Raw genomic sequence first — 13,918 nt, 5'->3', positions numbered from 1 at the left:
TGAGTTTAAAGTATTAGTTACAAAAATTATAAAATTGTTACAGCTAGATTTTCCTTTATTACTTTTGCAACTTTAAAAATACGACATGATTTTTCATAAGCTTACTATAAAACAAGTTACTAAAGTCACTTCCCAAGCAGTAGAAATACTATTTGAGATTACTGAAAACCTGCAAACTGACTTTGCCTATGCCGCCGGTCAATACTTAACTCTCAGAGCTACGATCAACGGAAATGAGGTGCGTCGAGCCTATTCTCTTTCTAGTGCACCGCACGAAAAAGACCTGAAAGTCGTTATAAAAGCCGTAGAAAAAGGAGTGTTCTCCAACTATGCCATGACACTACGTGCAGGTGACCAACTAGAAGTTGCTCCTCCTGACGGTCTTTTTATTCATAAAAAAGGAGACGGCCCACAAAACTATCTAATGATTGCAGCTGGTAGTGGCATCACTCCTATTACCTCTATTATCAAAGATGTTCTTACTCAAGAACCAGATAGCAAAGTAGCCTTGATCTATGGAAATCAGTCTGTAGCTCAAACCATTTATTACGAACAGTTCAACGATCTTAAAGATCAATATGCAGATCGGTTTTTTCTTAAATATTGTTTCTCCCGTGAGGAACGCGATGAGGCATTATTCGGTCGTGTAAGTAAATCTAACCTCAACTTTTTCTTGAAACAAGTGGTAGGCGATCTCGCTTTTGCAAAAGCCTACTTATGTGGACCTGAAGAAATGATTGCTATGGCAACAGATAATCTGATAGAAAAGGAAGTAGTTACCAAAGAACAGATCCATTTTGAGCTTTTTACCGCCAAAGAAAATGACATGGAGATTACCGAAGACAGTCACCTGACCGAGCTTACGGTTATACTCGATGATGAAGAGCACAAACTTACCGTAAAACGCAGTGATAATTTACTGGACGTGATGCTTAAAAACGACATTGAGGCCCCTTATAGTTGTCAAGGTGGTATTTGCAGCTCCTGCATTTGCCAGATACAAGAAGGAACCGCACAAATGGCAAAAAATGCAATCCTAACCGACAAAGAAGTAGCCAGTGGCTTTTCTTTAGCTTGCCAAGCTTATGCTACTAGCGCTAAATTAGTGTTGAATTTTGATGAAGTGTAATTTTCCTTTTCCCAAAGGACAGAATTAACTCTGACATTAGAAAAATGTAACACTTACAAAATGAGATTACTCGTATTACTTCTATCGTTAATAATACTCTCAAGTTGTACAAAAAAGTCACAGCGTAGGCTAAGAGCAGATGTTTTTAAAGGAAAAACCTTTGACTTCACAACTCCTTATGGATCTGATGTCTTGGAATTTAATGATTCTACTTACAGGGTTCTCAATCGAAATGGCTCTCACGATTCCTATTATATTCAAGAAACAAATGATAGCACTATACTTTACCTTGAATTCTTTGGTTCATATAAATTAGCGATTGATTCCTTTTCAGAAAACCAAATTAGCGGTAGGTATTTTCTCAAAAATGAACCTCGTAGATTTACTTTAAAGGAAAAACCTGTTCAATGGGATAAAAGTCTTTTACAAGGAAAATGGGTCAATGAGTTTTATTTGGATCCTAATGATCAACCCATGGACATCAATGAATTCCCTCCATTTCCTCCTGGTCCCGATGGGTTACAAGTGAAATGGCCACCAACTACAGAGTTTAAAAAGGATACGTTACATTATGATTACTGGTACTCAACAAAAATAGATGCTTACCAGATTAATAATTCTAACGAATATATTACTTTGAATGTTTCAGACTTTCTAGGAAGAGAAAACACATTATGGAAAATAAAAACATTGAATGACTCTACATTAATTGTTGATCAATATTACAGTGATGAAGGGAGATCCGGTATAGAAGAAAACGTGAGGTTTGTAAAAAAGAATTAAAAGCAGGTTTTTACAGATTTGACATGCCAAGTTTTTGTCTTGGCATTGTCTAAATCAGTTCGGGAAGTTTTTTATTAAACTTCAAATTAATCTAGTTTAAAGACATTTAAAATGGAGGTTTAATTCCTAGATTTATAGATCACCCCCAAACATGCCAAGACAAAAACTTGGCATGTTGGTTTTGAAAATAATTTTTACTTGAATATCAGTTCGAGGGATAGTCGAGAAAATTTGCTTTTGAAGAAAGATTCAGCTAAATAAATAGGTTTCGACTATTGCTCAACCATACATCGAAGGTTCTTTTTCTCGGTAGTCAATAGTAATCCATAAATCAAAATATCGTTCTTCCCAAAGGGCAATATTAATTCTGCTCTTTGGGAAATAACAATTCCTAAATCCTCATCTCAGGAATCTCTCCATCAATAATCAAAGTCCCTTCCGTAGCATTTTGAATTTCTTCTACGCTTACTCCTGGAGCGCGTTCTAATAATTTAAAACCTTTTTCAGTTACTTCAAGGACCGCAAGATTGGTCACCACTTTGTTGATGCAATTCACACCAGTTAACGGCAATGAACATCTTTTTAAAAGTTTAGATTCTCCTGCTCTATTGGTATGCATCATCGCAACGATAATATTCTCAGCACTGGCTACTAGATCCATAGCACCACCCATTCCTTTTACCATTTTACCCGGTATTTTCCAGTTGGCTATGTCGCCATTTTCAGCTACCTCCATAGCTCCTAAAATGGTCAGATCAACATGTTGTCCTCTTATCATCCCAAAACTCATGGCGCTGTCAAAAAAGCTGGCGCCTGGCAAAGTAGTGATGGTTTGTTTACCCGCATTGATCACATCTGGATCTTCTTCTCCCTCAAAAGGAAAGGGTCCCATTCCTAAAACACCGTTCTCTGACTGGAACTCTACATCAATCCCTTCTGGAACATAGTTAGCTACCAAGGTTGGTATTCCTATTCCTAAATTGACATAGTAGCCGTCTTTTACTTCCTGCGCTATTCTTTTTGCTATTCCTATTTTATCTAACATTTCTATTTAATGTGCTAATTAATTGATGTACTAATGTGTTAATGATCACATTCTACTTTTAGTTGTTGAAATTATTTTTGACAGTAACTTCTCTATACTTTCTATTTCTTTAAATAATTCTTGCTTTGGAGATAATAAACTATCTGATTTTGTACATAGGTATAACCAGTACCTTGTTTCTGCAACTTCTTTTGCTGCTATCTTCAATTTATGTATAAAGTCTTTTCTACTTTCGGCATGTTGAGATTCATTAATATTTGCTCCTATGCTAGTTCCACTTCTAAAGAGTTGGCTAGAAATTTCGTAGTGCTTTTCTTTTTTCAATAAAGAAGTAAATTCAATAATTTCAAGAGCAAACTCAGTTGATTTCTCAACTATAATATTTTTCTGCATATCAAATTATTTTTATTCATCAGCACATTAGCACATCAGCACATTATTTATTTATTCTCGTTTTCTCACTGTAAGTTGCTCAATCCTCTTCTCATACTTCTCTCCTTGAAAAATACGTTTTACAAATATTCCTGGAACATGAATTTCATTGGGATCTAATTCCCCCGCAGGAACCAGTTCCTCTACCTCAGCAACAGTAATAGTAGCTGCGCCAGCCATTAATGGATTAAAGTTACGAGCGGTTCCTTTGAAAATTAAATTTCCTGCCTCGTCTCCTTTCCATGCTTTTACAAAAGCAAAATCTGCTTTGAAAGCCTGTTCTAGAATATGTGGCTTTCCATCAAAATCTCTGACTTCCTTTCCTTCGGCTACTTCAGTACCATAGCCTGCTGGTGTAAAAAACGCTGGAATACCGGCTTGTGCTGCGCGACATCTTTCGGCTAGTGTTCCTTGAGGGATCAAATCTACCTCCAACTCACCGCTCAACATCTGGCGTTCAAACTCGTCATTTTCCCCAACGTAGGAAGAAATCATTTTCTTGATTTGTTTTCCTCGGAGTAATAAACCTAAGCCAAAACCATCTATACCTGCATTATTTGAAATACAAGTAAGATTGCTAACTCCTGTTTTCACTAATTGAGCAATACTGTTTTCAGGAATTCCAGACAGTCCAAAACCACCTACCATAAAAGTCATATCGCTTTTAACGCCTTCCAGTGCTTCTTCCACACCTTTTACCGTTCTATTGATCATATCAAAATTCTTTGGTTTAAAAATACACCAATTTATTGAGGATTTAAAGCGCTTATCGGCAATATGAAGGCAAGTATTTCATTAAATTGCTATAACATTGAATCATTCATTATCATGACATTTAAACACCTTATCGATCCTAAATACAGTTCAGAGGACTATTTCCCTATAAATCTGTCGGTTGCAAATTCCTTTTGGGATGAGAATGATGTGAGTGACATTCCTGTTTTTGAAAAGTACCTGCAAGAACAACGTGCTCTTACTGGTAAATATGTGGCTCACGGTGGTTATTTAGAACAGCGTGCTTTGTATAGAAAATCGGCTCGATTTCAATCTGGTAATGTACGAGATGTTCATATGGGAATCGATCTTTGGGCTCCTGCAGGGACTAGTATTCACGCCTTTATGGATGGCGTTGTACACAGTTATGCTCACAACGACGACGCTGGAAATTACGGTCCTACCTTAATTTTGGAACACGATCTCAACACTAAGAAACTCTATACTCTTTATGGCCACCTCTCAATAAGTGACATGGAAAAATGGTCTGTGGGGTTCCGCTTTCGCGAAAGCGAGATTATAGCAAGCTTAGGAAAACCAGAAGAAAATGGTGGTTATTCTCCACACCTGCACTTTCAGATCATGACCGATATGAAAACTTATAAAGGAGACTTTCCAGGTGTTGCAGCAACAGAAGAGCTAGAGGATTATAAGAAGATTATTCTCGATCCCAATCCATTTATTTTTGGGGATGCTGTAATCTAACAACTTGTTTTAGCTGTTCCCAATAAAGCTGGGTCAGCACGCATTCAATTTTCCTATCTTTGAAAACTTATAACTGATCTACGTTTTACATGAAAAAAAGAGTTCTTATTACTGGTGCTGCCGGATTTTTAGGTTCCCACCTATGCGATCGTTTTATAAAAGAAGGCTACCGAGTGGTAGCAATGGATAACCTGATCACGGGCGATCTTAAAAATATCGAACACCTTTTCCCTCTTGAAGATTTTGAATTTTACCACCACGATGTCTCTAATTATGTACATGTCGCTGGAGATCTAGACTATATTTTACACTTTGCTAGTCCAGCAAGTCCCATAGACTATTTAAAGATTCCTATACAAACCTTAAAAGTAGGTTCTCTAGGAACACATAATCTTTTAGGTCTGGCAAAAGCAAAAAATGCGAGGCTACTTATCGCTTCTACTAGTGAAATTTACGGTGACCCTTTAGTACATCCTCAGGATGAAAGCTATTATGGTAATGTAAATACTATAGGCCCGCGTGGTGTTTATGACGAGGCAAAACGTTTTCAAGAATCCTTGACAATGGCTTACCACAGGTTTCATGGATTAGAAACTCGCATCGTACGTATTTTTAACACCTATGGACCGAGAATGCGACTCAATGATGGTCGTGTGATTCCTGCCTTTATGGGTCAAGCACTGCGAGGAGAAGACATCACTATTTTTGGTGATGGATCGCAAACAAGATCTTTCTGTTATGTGGACGATCAAGTAGAAGGAATTTATAGATTACTGCTTAGTGATTATTCAGATCCTGTAAACATCGGGAACCCTAACGAAATCACAATAGGAGATTTTGCTGAAGAAATTATTGCCCTTACAGGAACCGACCAAAAAGTAGTATATAGAGATCTTCCACAAGACGATCCTCTAAAAAGACGTCCAGATATTTCACTTGCTAAAAAAATCCTCGATTGGGAACCTAAAGTAGGTCGTGAAGAAGGAATGAAATTAACTTATGACTATTTCAAATCACTGTCTACAGAAGATTTAAACAAACGTGACCACAAAGACTTTACAAAACATATCCGCAGATAGTATCGCCTATCGCAATGGCCGTTTTTCTGGCTTTATAAGACCCATTTCCTATTTGGTGGATTTGAGTCTTATCATTTTTGCTGCGTCTTATTTTTTTAAAGAAAGTTTTGACTTACTTACTTATAGTATTTTTATAGGTATTTGCTGGGTGATTGTCTCCATGCAACTGGATTTTTATAGAATACGTAGGAACACAAAATTTGCCACTTTACTGTCACGTCTGGCTAAGCAGTCTGTGTTTTTTGCGTTTGTGGTCTTTGCGTTTTTTGGGTATTACTATGAGTTGAACAGAGAATCTACCTTTATATTCAATTATATTGGAGCTACTATTACGGGTATTTCATTCGTAAAAATATCCTTGTTTTTTATACTTAAAAACTACCGCAGCGCGTTGGGTGGTAATTATAGAAATGTGGTGATTTTAGGTAAAAACAAAGACGCCCAACAACTTCTTGATTTTTTCAAAATACATACAGACCTGGGCTACCGATCTAAAAAATTAATAGACGTCACAGCGAGTTCCTTTTCCCTATCTGAATTTAAGAGTTGGGTGATTCAGGAGAAAATAGATGAAATTTTTTGCTCTGTTACCGAATTGAATAATGAGCAGCTCCTAGCGCTTACCGATTTTGCAGATAACAACCTTAGAACACTTAAATTCATTCCTGATACAACAGCAGTACTCTCTAAGCATTTACAATACGACTATTACGGTTTGACACCTGTGCTATCTTTAAGAGAGATCCCACTGGATGATATCGCTCATAAATTTGCAAAAAGAACCTTTGATATTCTGTTCTCCCTATTTGTGATTACTTGCCTGATGTCTTGGCTCACTCCTTTAGTGGCTATTATTATAAAGATGGAGTCCAAAGGTCCTGTTTTCTTTAAACAATCTCGCAATGGACTGGACTACAAGGAGTTCACCTGCTTTAAATTTCGTTCTATGGTTCCTAATACCACCGCACATTTACATCAAGTAAAGCGCGGTGACCTTAGAATTACTAAGATAGGTCGATTTTTACGCAAGACTAGTGTTGATGAATTACCTCAATTTTTCAATGTCCTTTTGGGAGATATGAGTGTGGTTGGGCCGCGGCCGCACATGGTAAGTCACACCCATATGTATGCAGAGCGGATTGATAAATTTATGGTGCGTCACTTTGTAAAACCTGGTATTACAGGACTTGCTCAAGTGAGTGGTTACCGAGGCGAAGTAGAAACAGAAGAAGATATTAAGGGCCGTGTGCGCAACGATATTTATTACATCGAAAATTGGAACATCGCTTTAGACATAAGAATCATTAGTAAAACCATTGCAAATGTGTTTCAGGGTGAAGAAAAGGCCTATTAAATGAGCCTGGTTTCTATCATAACGCCAACGTTTAATAGCCTTACAACGCTAAAAGAATCCTTGGACAGCATTCTAGCCCAAACGCATCGACCTTTAGAAATCATTGTTATAGACGATGGTAGTACTGATGGTAGTTACGCTTTCGCGAAAGCTTATGCTGCAAAAAACACCTCTTCAGAACTAACTTTTATCAACTTAAAAAATGCTTCAAATTTTGGAGCTGGAATCACCCGAAACAAAGGAGTAGAAGCCGCAACTGGCACCTATATAGCATTCCTAGATGCAGACGATTTATGGAAACCTCATAAACTAGAAGTGCAGCTCCAGGCGATGAAAAAGCAGCAAGCTACTTTTTGTTATGGCGCTTATGAAATTTTCAAATCATCCCCAGATCAACCAGAATTTATTCATCAAGTATTTGAAAAACTGACCTTTCAGAAACTCTTAAAAGCTAATTATCTAGGCAATCTTACTGGAATCTACAACGCAAAAAAACTAGGTAAATTCTATATGCCAGCGTTGCGTAAAAGACAAGATTGGGCCATGTGGCTGGACGTGATTCAACAAGCAGATTTTGCCATAGGAATTCAAGAACCTATTGCCAGTTATCGACTAGCAGACGATGGGCTATCTTCTAACAAACTGAATTTGATCCCTTTTAATTATGCAGTTTACAAGAAACATTTGGGGTATTCTAGTCTCAAAAGTAGTTGGATGCTGTGCCGCTTTTTTTATGAGCAGTTTTTTGTAAAGGGAAACATGAAGCTTAAGATCAGACCTCACTCATAAACTGCTTCAATTTCCCGCGTTTGCTTCTGTCGAGAACTTCCAGTTTTGTGAACTCTAATGATAATCCAGGTTCTAAATATTGATCCATGGCTTTTTGAATGTTCTTTTTTATAACGGTATTCATAGCCCTTTTACTTACATATTGAATCTCAAAAAATGCAGGTCTTTTCTGGATGACTATAAATTCTAGAATATCCAGGTCTTCCTTAATGATGGCTTTAGTCACATAATAAAAAGTCAACCCTGGAACTACTTTACCACTAGGTAATAAAGCGACGTCGCTGGTGCGTCCTTGCAACTGTTTTAAAACTCGTGTTCCATTCTCTAGGGTTTCTAAACTCCCCATATCCCCTATTTCATATCGTATCATGGGGCTAGCTTTGTTGTAAAGATCGGTGACTAGAATTCTGCCTATTTCTCCATCAGGAACTTGCCTGTTATCTTCATTAACTACTTCTACAAAAAGGTTCTGTTGATTAATTTCAAAATCCCCATTGGAATTTTGAATGGCGATCAATCCTACTTCGCTTGCTCCATATTCATTAATTATTGGAATTCCTAGCCATTTTTCTAAAAGCAATCGGTCGTCTGGGAAAAGCATTTCACTGGTAACGATGCTTATTTTGAGTGTTGGGCAACTACTTTTGAGAACTATATTTTTGCTTTGACAGTATTTTGCTAGTAAAACAATACTGCTCGTATAACCATTGATGTATTCAAAGTCATGTTTTGAAAACTGGTTGACAAAGCCTTGCAGGACTTCCTCGTTCATATTAAAAATAGGAAAGCGTTTGCGGTAGCTTACAAAATCTTTGACAAGCTCTAAATACCTTGCTTTTCCGCTTAATGGAATGCCATAAAAACGTGCTTGTAATGAAGTGTTTAGATCGATTCCATGTTGCTTATAGGCCTTATGAAAAGCTGCCCAAGTCATGGCATGAGCATATTTATCCTTAGCATATGTAAAAGGGTGACCGCTGGAACCGCTTGTTTTCCCTTTGAAGATGTTTTTTGTGGTAAAGCCTTTACTCAGTCGCTTGTGCAAGGCTTGCTGTAAATTTTGTTTGGTTAAAACAGGTAATTCTTCCCAAGAAACTGTTTTATCAGTTACAAGGCTATTGTAAAAATGATTATTGGTAAAGTGGTATTTTAATATCGCTTGTTGTTGGTTTTCTATATCGCCTAAATCTGATATATCAAAAGCCATACGAGCCTTGTCGATCTCAAAGCCTTGTAGCTTTAATATGGTGTCAAAGAGTTGTAGAGGCAATTTATATAGTTTTGAATCAAAGATCGTTTATTTAGACCAAGATATGATGCGCTCGTACATTTCCCAATCAAATGCAGGCCGAATTTTTCTACTATTCGAAAAACCGAACCACATGAAAGAACTCCGGCAGTGATGCTGAGTTTACTTATTCTTGAAATTTATGTGTCGCTTTTAGAAGGGTCCCTTTTGAAAGCATGAATTATATATAGCTAGCGGAGTATTCTTTTTCATCTATCTGAATTTTCAGAATCCTAAACTTTATGGAGGATATAAATTTATTCTCCAACTACATTCTTATAATTACTATAACTATTGAATAAAGTATGACAGTTCTTTGCTATTCAATTTGACAAAAACTTATTTTTGCATTCTATAAACACAACCTATGAATGTTCTCATTTTAGGAAGCGGTGGCCGCGAGCACGCTTTTGCACACTCGATTATTAAGAGTCCTCTTCTTTCCAAATTATTTGTAGCTCCAGGAAATGCTGGAACTCATGAAATTGCAACAAATGTAGATCTAGGAATTACCGACTTTCCTGCTATCAAAGCCTTTGTTCTTGAGAATGATATTTCTATGGTTATCGTTGGTCCAGAAGCGCCTCTTGTAGAAGGTGTTTACGATTATTTTCAGACAGAAGAATTACAGCATGTGAATGTAATAGGTCCATCTCAACAAGCCGCGGCTCTGGAAGGTTCTAAAGAATTTGCAAAGGAATTTATGCAGCGCAACAACATTCCTACAGCAGCTTATCAAAGTTTTACAAAAGAGACCTTAAAAGAAGGAATGGCTTTTATAGATAGTCTGAAACCCCCATACGTACTTAAAGCAGATGGACTTGCTGGAGGTAAAGGAGTACTTATCATTCCACAAGCTAAGGAAGCAAAAGAATCTCTTGAGGAAATGCTGGTAGGTGGAAAATTTGGTGCTGCGTCTAATAAAGTGGTCATAGAAGAATTTCTCGATGGAATTGAGATGAGTGTTTTTGTCATGACCGACGGTACTTCCTATAAAATAATGCCTACCGCAAAGGATTATAAACGCATAGGAGAAGGCGACACAGGACTGAACACTGGCGGTATGGGCGCTGTCTCTCCGGTTCCTTTTGCAGACGATGTGTTGATGCAAAAAATAGAAGATCATGTGATAAAACCTACTATTGAAGGTTTTGCAAAAGAAGCTATTGTTTATAAAGGTTTTGTATTCATAGGTTTGATGATTGTGAATGGAGCACCTGAAGTTATCGAGTATAATGTAAGAATGGGTGATCCAGAGACCGAAGTAGTCTTACCTCGTATTTCTAGTGATTTGCTGGCTCATTTACACGCTTTCGCGAAAGCGGAACTGCACAAAGAACAGCTCACTATAGATTCCAGAAGCGCGACCACTATAATGTGTGTAGCAGGTGGCTATCCAGAAAATTACGACAAAGGAATGGAGGTTTCAGGCTTGAAAAATGTAGAGGACAGCATCGTTTTTCATGCTGGGACGGCTCTAAAAGAAGGGAAAATAATAACTAATGGTGGACGCGTTATGGCCGTAACTAGTTATGGAAGCGATTTCAAACAGGCCCTAAAAAAATCCTACCAAAATGTAGAAAAACTACATTTTGATAAGATGTATTATCGTAAGGATATAGGTTTTGACCTATAAAAAGTAATTGATTATCCTAAGAAAGAATGACCAGTTTGAGTTTTGTCCTCATCCTTATCGTACTTTTTAAGTTGTAACATCCAGTAAACAAAAGCTACCACTAGGGTAAGAATTGCGATCCATGATACGGCATTTGCTGCAAACCAACTTTCATTCTCTAATTCTCTAAGAGCATTAAAAGGAATTAAAATAAGTTCAAATAAGCTTACTATTGCGTCTAATAAAGTTTCCATTTCTGTAAATTGCTTGTTGCTACTGCAAAAATAGTCAAAAATCTCTATGCTCACCAGTTTTTTTAAGACCAGTAAACCCATTCATTTCATCATCACTTTTTTGATGGTGGGTTTCATGCTTGGGTATTTTGTAGTACACGACCCCTATTTAGGTTGGAGTCTGATATGGATTTCTTTTGCAGCTGTGGGATCTATAGCGCTATTCCAATTTACCACTCTTAAAAATGAGCTCACTCAAAACAACTCCTATTCTTTATGGATTCACAGCTGTTTACTTGTAATAGGAGCTTTATATTCAACTAGTGTAGAGGCTTTTACTGCTTATCTGTTTTTTCTTCTCGCATTGAGAAGGTTGCTCAGTATGCGTACTGGCCTGGGTCTGGTAAAAAAAATATTTGACGCTTCTTTTTGGATAGCCATTGCTGCGCTATTTTATTCATGGACTTCCTTATTGATCTTAGTCATATTTATAAGTATTATTCTTTATGCTTCTAATAATATAAAATACTGGACGGTTCCTTTTATTGCTGTTAGTTGTGTGGCGTTGCTCACTTTTACTTTTGATCAATTTATAGGAACGGATTACCTCATCCAAGTGTTTAAAGGCTTTGATTATAATTTTGATTACTTGACCAATGAATGGTCGCTATCTACTATCGTTTCTTTAATTATAGGGGGCGTTGGGTTTCTTTTTTCTATGGCTATCTTACTCGGTTTTCCCAACATCTCATTAAGTGCTCGTTCGCGATTTTCTATATTAGGATTTGCTGGTGTTTGTGGGGCTGTATTTTTAGTCATCGAAGGTGTCGCGTTATTCTTACTGCCAGTAATAGCTATATTTATCGCTAGATTTATACAAGAAACTGATAATAAAATCATTAAAGAGTCACTCTTATGGATTCCATTTATCAGCATGCTGATTCTCTTTTTTCTTAGATTCTAGAGCAATTGTAAATCTTTATATTTGCATTATAAAATCATAATTATGTTTTCAGATAAAGCCAATAAAATTTTTCAAACTGTTATCGATAAATACCACGTTGCAAATACGGTAGATCAGAGTTTTGAAAATCCTTACGACCGCAATACACATCTTATCGAGCATTTATTGTATCGCAAATGCTGGATTGATACGGTTCAATGGCATTATGAAGACATTATTAGAGATCCGCAAATTGATCCAATTGCCGCACTGACTCTTAAAAGAAAAATCGACGCAAGCAATCAAGATCGCACCGATATGGTAGAATATGTGGATGGTTATTTTCTAGATCAATACAGCGATCTAAACATTAAAGATGGTGCAACTATCAATACAGAAAGTCCTGCATGGGCAGTAGATCGCATGTCTATTCTGGCTTTGAAAATATACCACATGAATGAAGAAGCAACTCGTACAGATGCTTCCACAGACCATATCAACGCCTGTCAAAAGAAACTGGACATTCTTCTAGAGCAACGCATTGATTTATCCACTGCGCTTGATCAATTGTTAGAAGATATCTCTAAAGGAAACAAATACATGAAAGTGTATAAGCAGATGAAAATGTACAATGATGACGAACTTAATCCAGTCCTCAGAGCTTTAAAATAATTCATGCCTGTACCTCAACGCATACTCGTCATAAGACTAAGCGCTATGGGCGATGTGGCGATGTGCGTTCCTGTTTTACTGGCTCTAAAAAGAGATTACCCAAGTGTTGAAATCGTAGCCCTTTCGCGAAAAAGGTTCCGTTCCATCCTAGAGCCCCTATCTGATATTAGTTTTATAGAAGCAGATGTGGATGGAGTCCATAAAGGCATTTCTGGACTTTATAAACTTTCTAGAGAAATAAAAGCACTAGAAATCCATGCTGTAGCCGATTTTCACAATGTGCTGCGCAGTAAAATCTTACGTGCTTTTCTTAAAGGAATTCCTAAAGCCAAAATCGACAAAGGCCGCTCTGATAAGAAACGACTTGTAAGTGACCCAGATTTTTTCCAGCCCTTAAAGCACAGCACCGAACGCTATGCAGATGTGCTACGAGACCTTGGTTTTGACATAGAATTAAAAGGAACCGAGTTTTTGCCTAAACATAGCCTTTTACCTCAAATCCAGGAACAAATAGGACTTAATTCTTCTAAATGGGTAGGTTTTGCGCCTTTTGCTGCACATCAGAATAAAGCGATTACGCTAGAGAAGGCTAAAGAAATTGTCAAGGAAATAGCAAAAAACGATCAAGTGAGTATCTTGCTTTTCGGTGGTGGGAAAAAAGAAACAGAACAATTAAAAGAGATTGCCAATTCTTATAAAAACGTGATCAATCTCGCTGGCACTAAAGATTTTAAAAACGAACTAGCCGTGATCTCTAATCTAGACGCCATGATTGCTATGGACAGTGGTAACGGACATCTCGCAGCTTTGTATGGAGTTCCTGTAATTACATTGTGGGGAAACACACATCCCTACGCAGGTTTTGCTCCTTATGCACAACCAATGGAGAATCAACTAAGGGTAAATAGAGAACAATTTCCATTAGTGCCTACTTCTATTTTTGGGAATAAAAAAGTGAAGACTTACGAACACATCACAAATACCATTGAAGTGAAAGCTGTTCTAGATAGGTTGAACAAGATTCTTGATTCCTAGAGACGGACTAATTCTGAGCGATTCTACTATACAGCAGAATGA

Annotated in this window: 15 protein-coding genes; 10 read left to right on the top strand and 5 right to left on the bottom strand. The window is 37.3% G+C overall.

The features are described 5' to 3' along the window. Window positions 1–85: 85 nt before the first annotated feature. Both CW736_RS04575 and CW736_RS04570 read left to right on the top strand, forming a co-directional pair. Window positions 86–1,129 (top strand): ferredoxin--NADP reductase, encoded by a 1,044-nt coding sequence (locus tag CW736_RS04575; protein WP_101012780.1) that lies wholly within the window; start codon window positions 86–88, stop codon window positions 1,127–1,129. A gap of 60 nt (window positions 1,130–1,189) precedes the next feature. After that, window positions 1,190–1,912: a hypothetical protein gene (locus CW736_RS04570; protein ID WP_157810881.1), complete on the top strand. Its 723-nt coding sequence runs from the start codon at window positions 1,190–1,192 to the stop codon at window positions 1,910–1,912. A 391-nt stretch (window positions 1,913–2,303) separates the two neighbouring features. Here CW736_RS04570 and CW736_RS04565 read toward each other — a convergent pair whose 3' ends face one another. The 3 genes from CW736_RS04565 to CW736_RS04555 are packed head-to-tail and all read right to left on the bottom strand — an operon-like array spanning window position 2,304 to window position 4,103. After that, window positions 2,304–2,957, bottom strand: a complete 654-nt coding sequence (locus tag CW736_RS04565) for a CoA transferase subunit B (protein WP_101012778.1) — start codon at window positions 2,955–2,957, stop codon at window positions 2,304–2,306. A 45-nt stretch (window positions 2,958–3,002) separates the two neighbouring features. Then, window positions 3,003–3,350, bottom strand: coding sequence for a four helix bundle protein (locus CW736_RS04560; RefSeq protein WP_101012777.1), 348 nt, complete (start codon window positions 3,348–3,350; stop codon window positions 3,003–3,005). 51 nt (window positions 3,351–3,401) lie between these two features. Then, a complete protein-coding gene (locus CW736_RS04555; RefSeq protein ID WP_101012776.1) occupies window positions 3,402–4,103 on the bottom strand; it encodes a CoA transferase subunit A in 702 nt (233 codons plus the stop codon). 114 nt (window positions 4,104–4,217) lie between these two features. On the opposite strand from CW736_RS04555, the gene CW736_RS04550 reads away from it, so the two are divergent. The 4 genes from CW736_RS04550 (at window position 4,218) to CW736_RS04535 (ending at window position 8,090) form a co-directional block, all read left to right on the top strand. Beyond that, complete coding sequence (locus tag CW736_RS04550) at window positions 4,218–4,868, top strand: peptidoglycan DD-metalloendopeptidase family protein (protein ID WP_232735422.1); 651 nt, start codon at window positions 4,218–4,220, stop codon at window positions 4,866–4,868. Window positions 4,869–4,957: 89 nt separating this feature from the next. Continuing rightward, entirely contained in the window at window positions 4,958–5,947 is a 990-nt protein-coding gene (locus tag CW736_RS04545) for a UDP-glucuronic acid decarboxylase family protein (RefSeq protein ID WP_101012774.1), read from the top strand. Next, entirely contained in the window at window positions 5,910–7,301 is a 1,392-nt protein-coding gene (locus tag CW736_RS04540; protein WP_232735421.1) for an exopolysaccharide biosynthesis polyprenyl glycosylphosphotransferase, read from the top strand. The genes CW736_RS04545 and CW736_RS04540 overlap by 38 nt, the downstream gene beginning before the upstream one ends. Further along, the gene (locus tag CW736_RS04535; protein WP_101012773.1) at window positions 7,302–8,090 is read left to right on the top strand and encodes a glycosyltransferase family 2 protein; all 789 of its coding nucleotides are present in this window, start codon (window positions 7,302–7,304) and stop codon (window positions 8,088–8,090) included. Here the strand turns inward: CW736_RS04535 and CW736_RS04530 are convergent. Beyond that, window positions 8,074–9,360, bottom strand: a complete 1,287-nt coding sequence (locus CW736_RS04530; protein WP_101012772.1) for a phenylacetate--CoA ligase family protein — start codon at window positions 9,358–9,360, stop codon at window positions 8,074–8,076. The genes CW736_RS04535 and CW736_RS04530 overlap by 17 nt on opposite strands. A gap of 385 nt (window positions 9,361–9,745) precedes the next feature. Between CW736_RS04530 and purD the strand changes: the two genes are divergently transcribed. Then, window positions 9,746–11,014, top strand: coding sequence for a phosphoribosylamine--glycine ligase (gene purD / locus CW736_RS04525; protein WP_101012771.1), 1,269 nt, complete (start codon window positions 9,746–9,748; stop codon window positions 11,012–11,014). An 11-nt stretch (window positions 11,015–11,025) separates the two neighbouring features. Here the strand turns inward: purD and CW736_RS04520 are convergent, their stop codons facing one another. Then, window positions 11,026–11,301: a DUF6341 family protein gene (locus tag CW736_RS04520; protein ID WP_317044416.1), complete on the bottom strand. Its 276-nt coding sequence runs from the start codon at window positions 11,299–11,301 to the stop codon at window positions 11,026–11,028. Here CW736_RS04520 and CW736_RS04515 point away from each other — a divergent pair. The 3 genes from CW736_RS04515 to CW736_RS04505 are packed head-to-tail and all read left to right on the top strand — an operon-like array spanning window position 11,294 to window position 13,876. Further along, the gene (locus CW736_RS04515; RefSeq protein ID WP_101012769.1) at window positions 11,294–12,190 is read left to right on the top strand and encodes a hypothetical protein; all 897 of its coding nucleotides are present in this window, start codon (window positions 11,294–11,296) and stop codon (window positions 12,188–12,190) included. The two genes, CW736_RS04520 and CW736_RS04515, sit on opposite strands and share 8 nt — an antisense overlap. Before the next feature lie 42 nt (window positions 12,191–12,232). After that, on the top strand, window positions 12,233–12,841 hold the full coding sequence (locus CW736_RS04510) for a DUF4254 domain-containing protein (protein ID WP_101012768.1): 609 nt from the start codon (window positions 12,233–12,235) through the stop codon (window positions 12,839–12,841). A 3-nt stretch (window positions 12,842–12,844) separates the two neighbouring features. Then, the gene (locus CW736_RS04505) at window positions 12,845–13,876 is read left to right on the top strand and encodes a glycosyltransferase family 9 protein (protein ID WP_101012767.1); all 1,032 of its coding nucleotides are present in this window, start codon (window positions 12,845–12,847) and stop codon (window positions 13,874–13,876) included. The last annotated feature ends 42 nt before the right edge of the window (window positions 13,877–13,918 follow it).

The organism is Nonlabens sp. MB-3u-79 (assembly GCF_002831625.1).
Classification (GTDB): domain Bacteria; phylum Bacteroidota; class Bacteroidia; order Flavobacteriales; family Flavobacteriaceae; genus Nonlabens.
The sequence above is the reverse complement of the archived record's forward strand: the minus strand, read 5'-3'. Positions and strand labels throughout refer to the sequence as shown.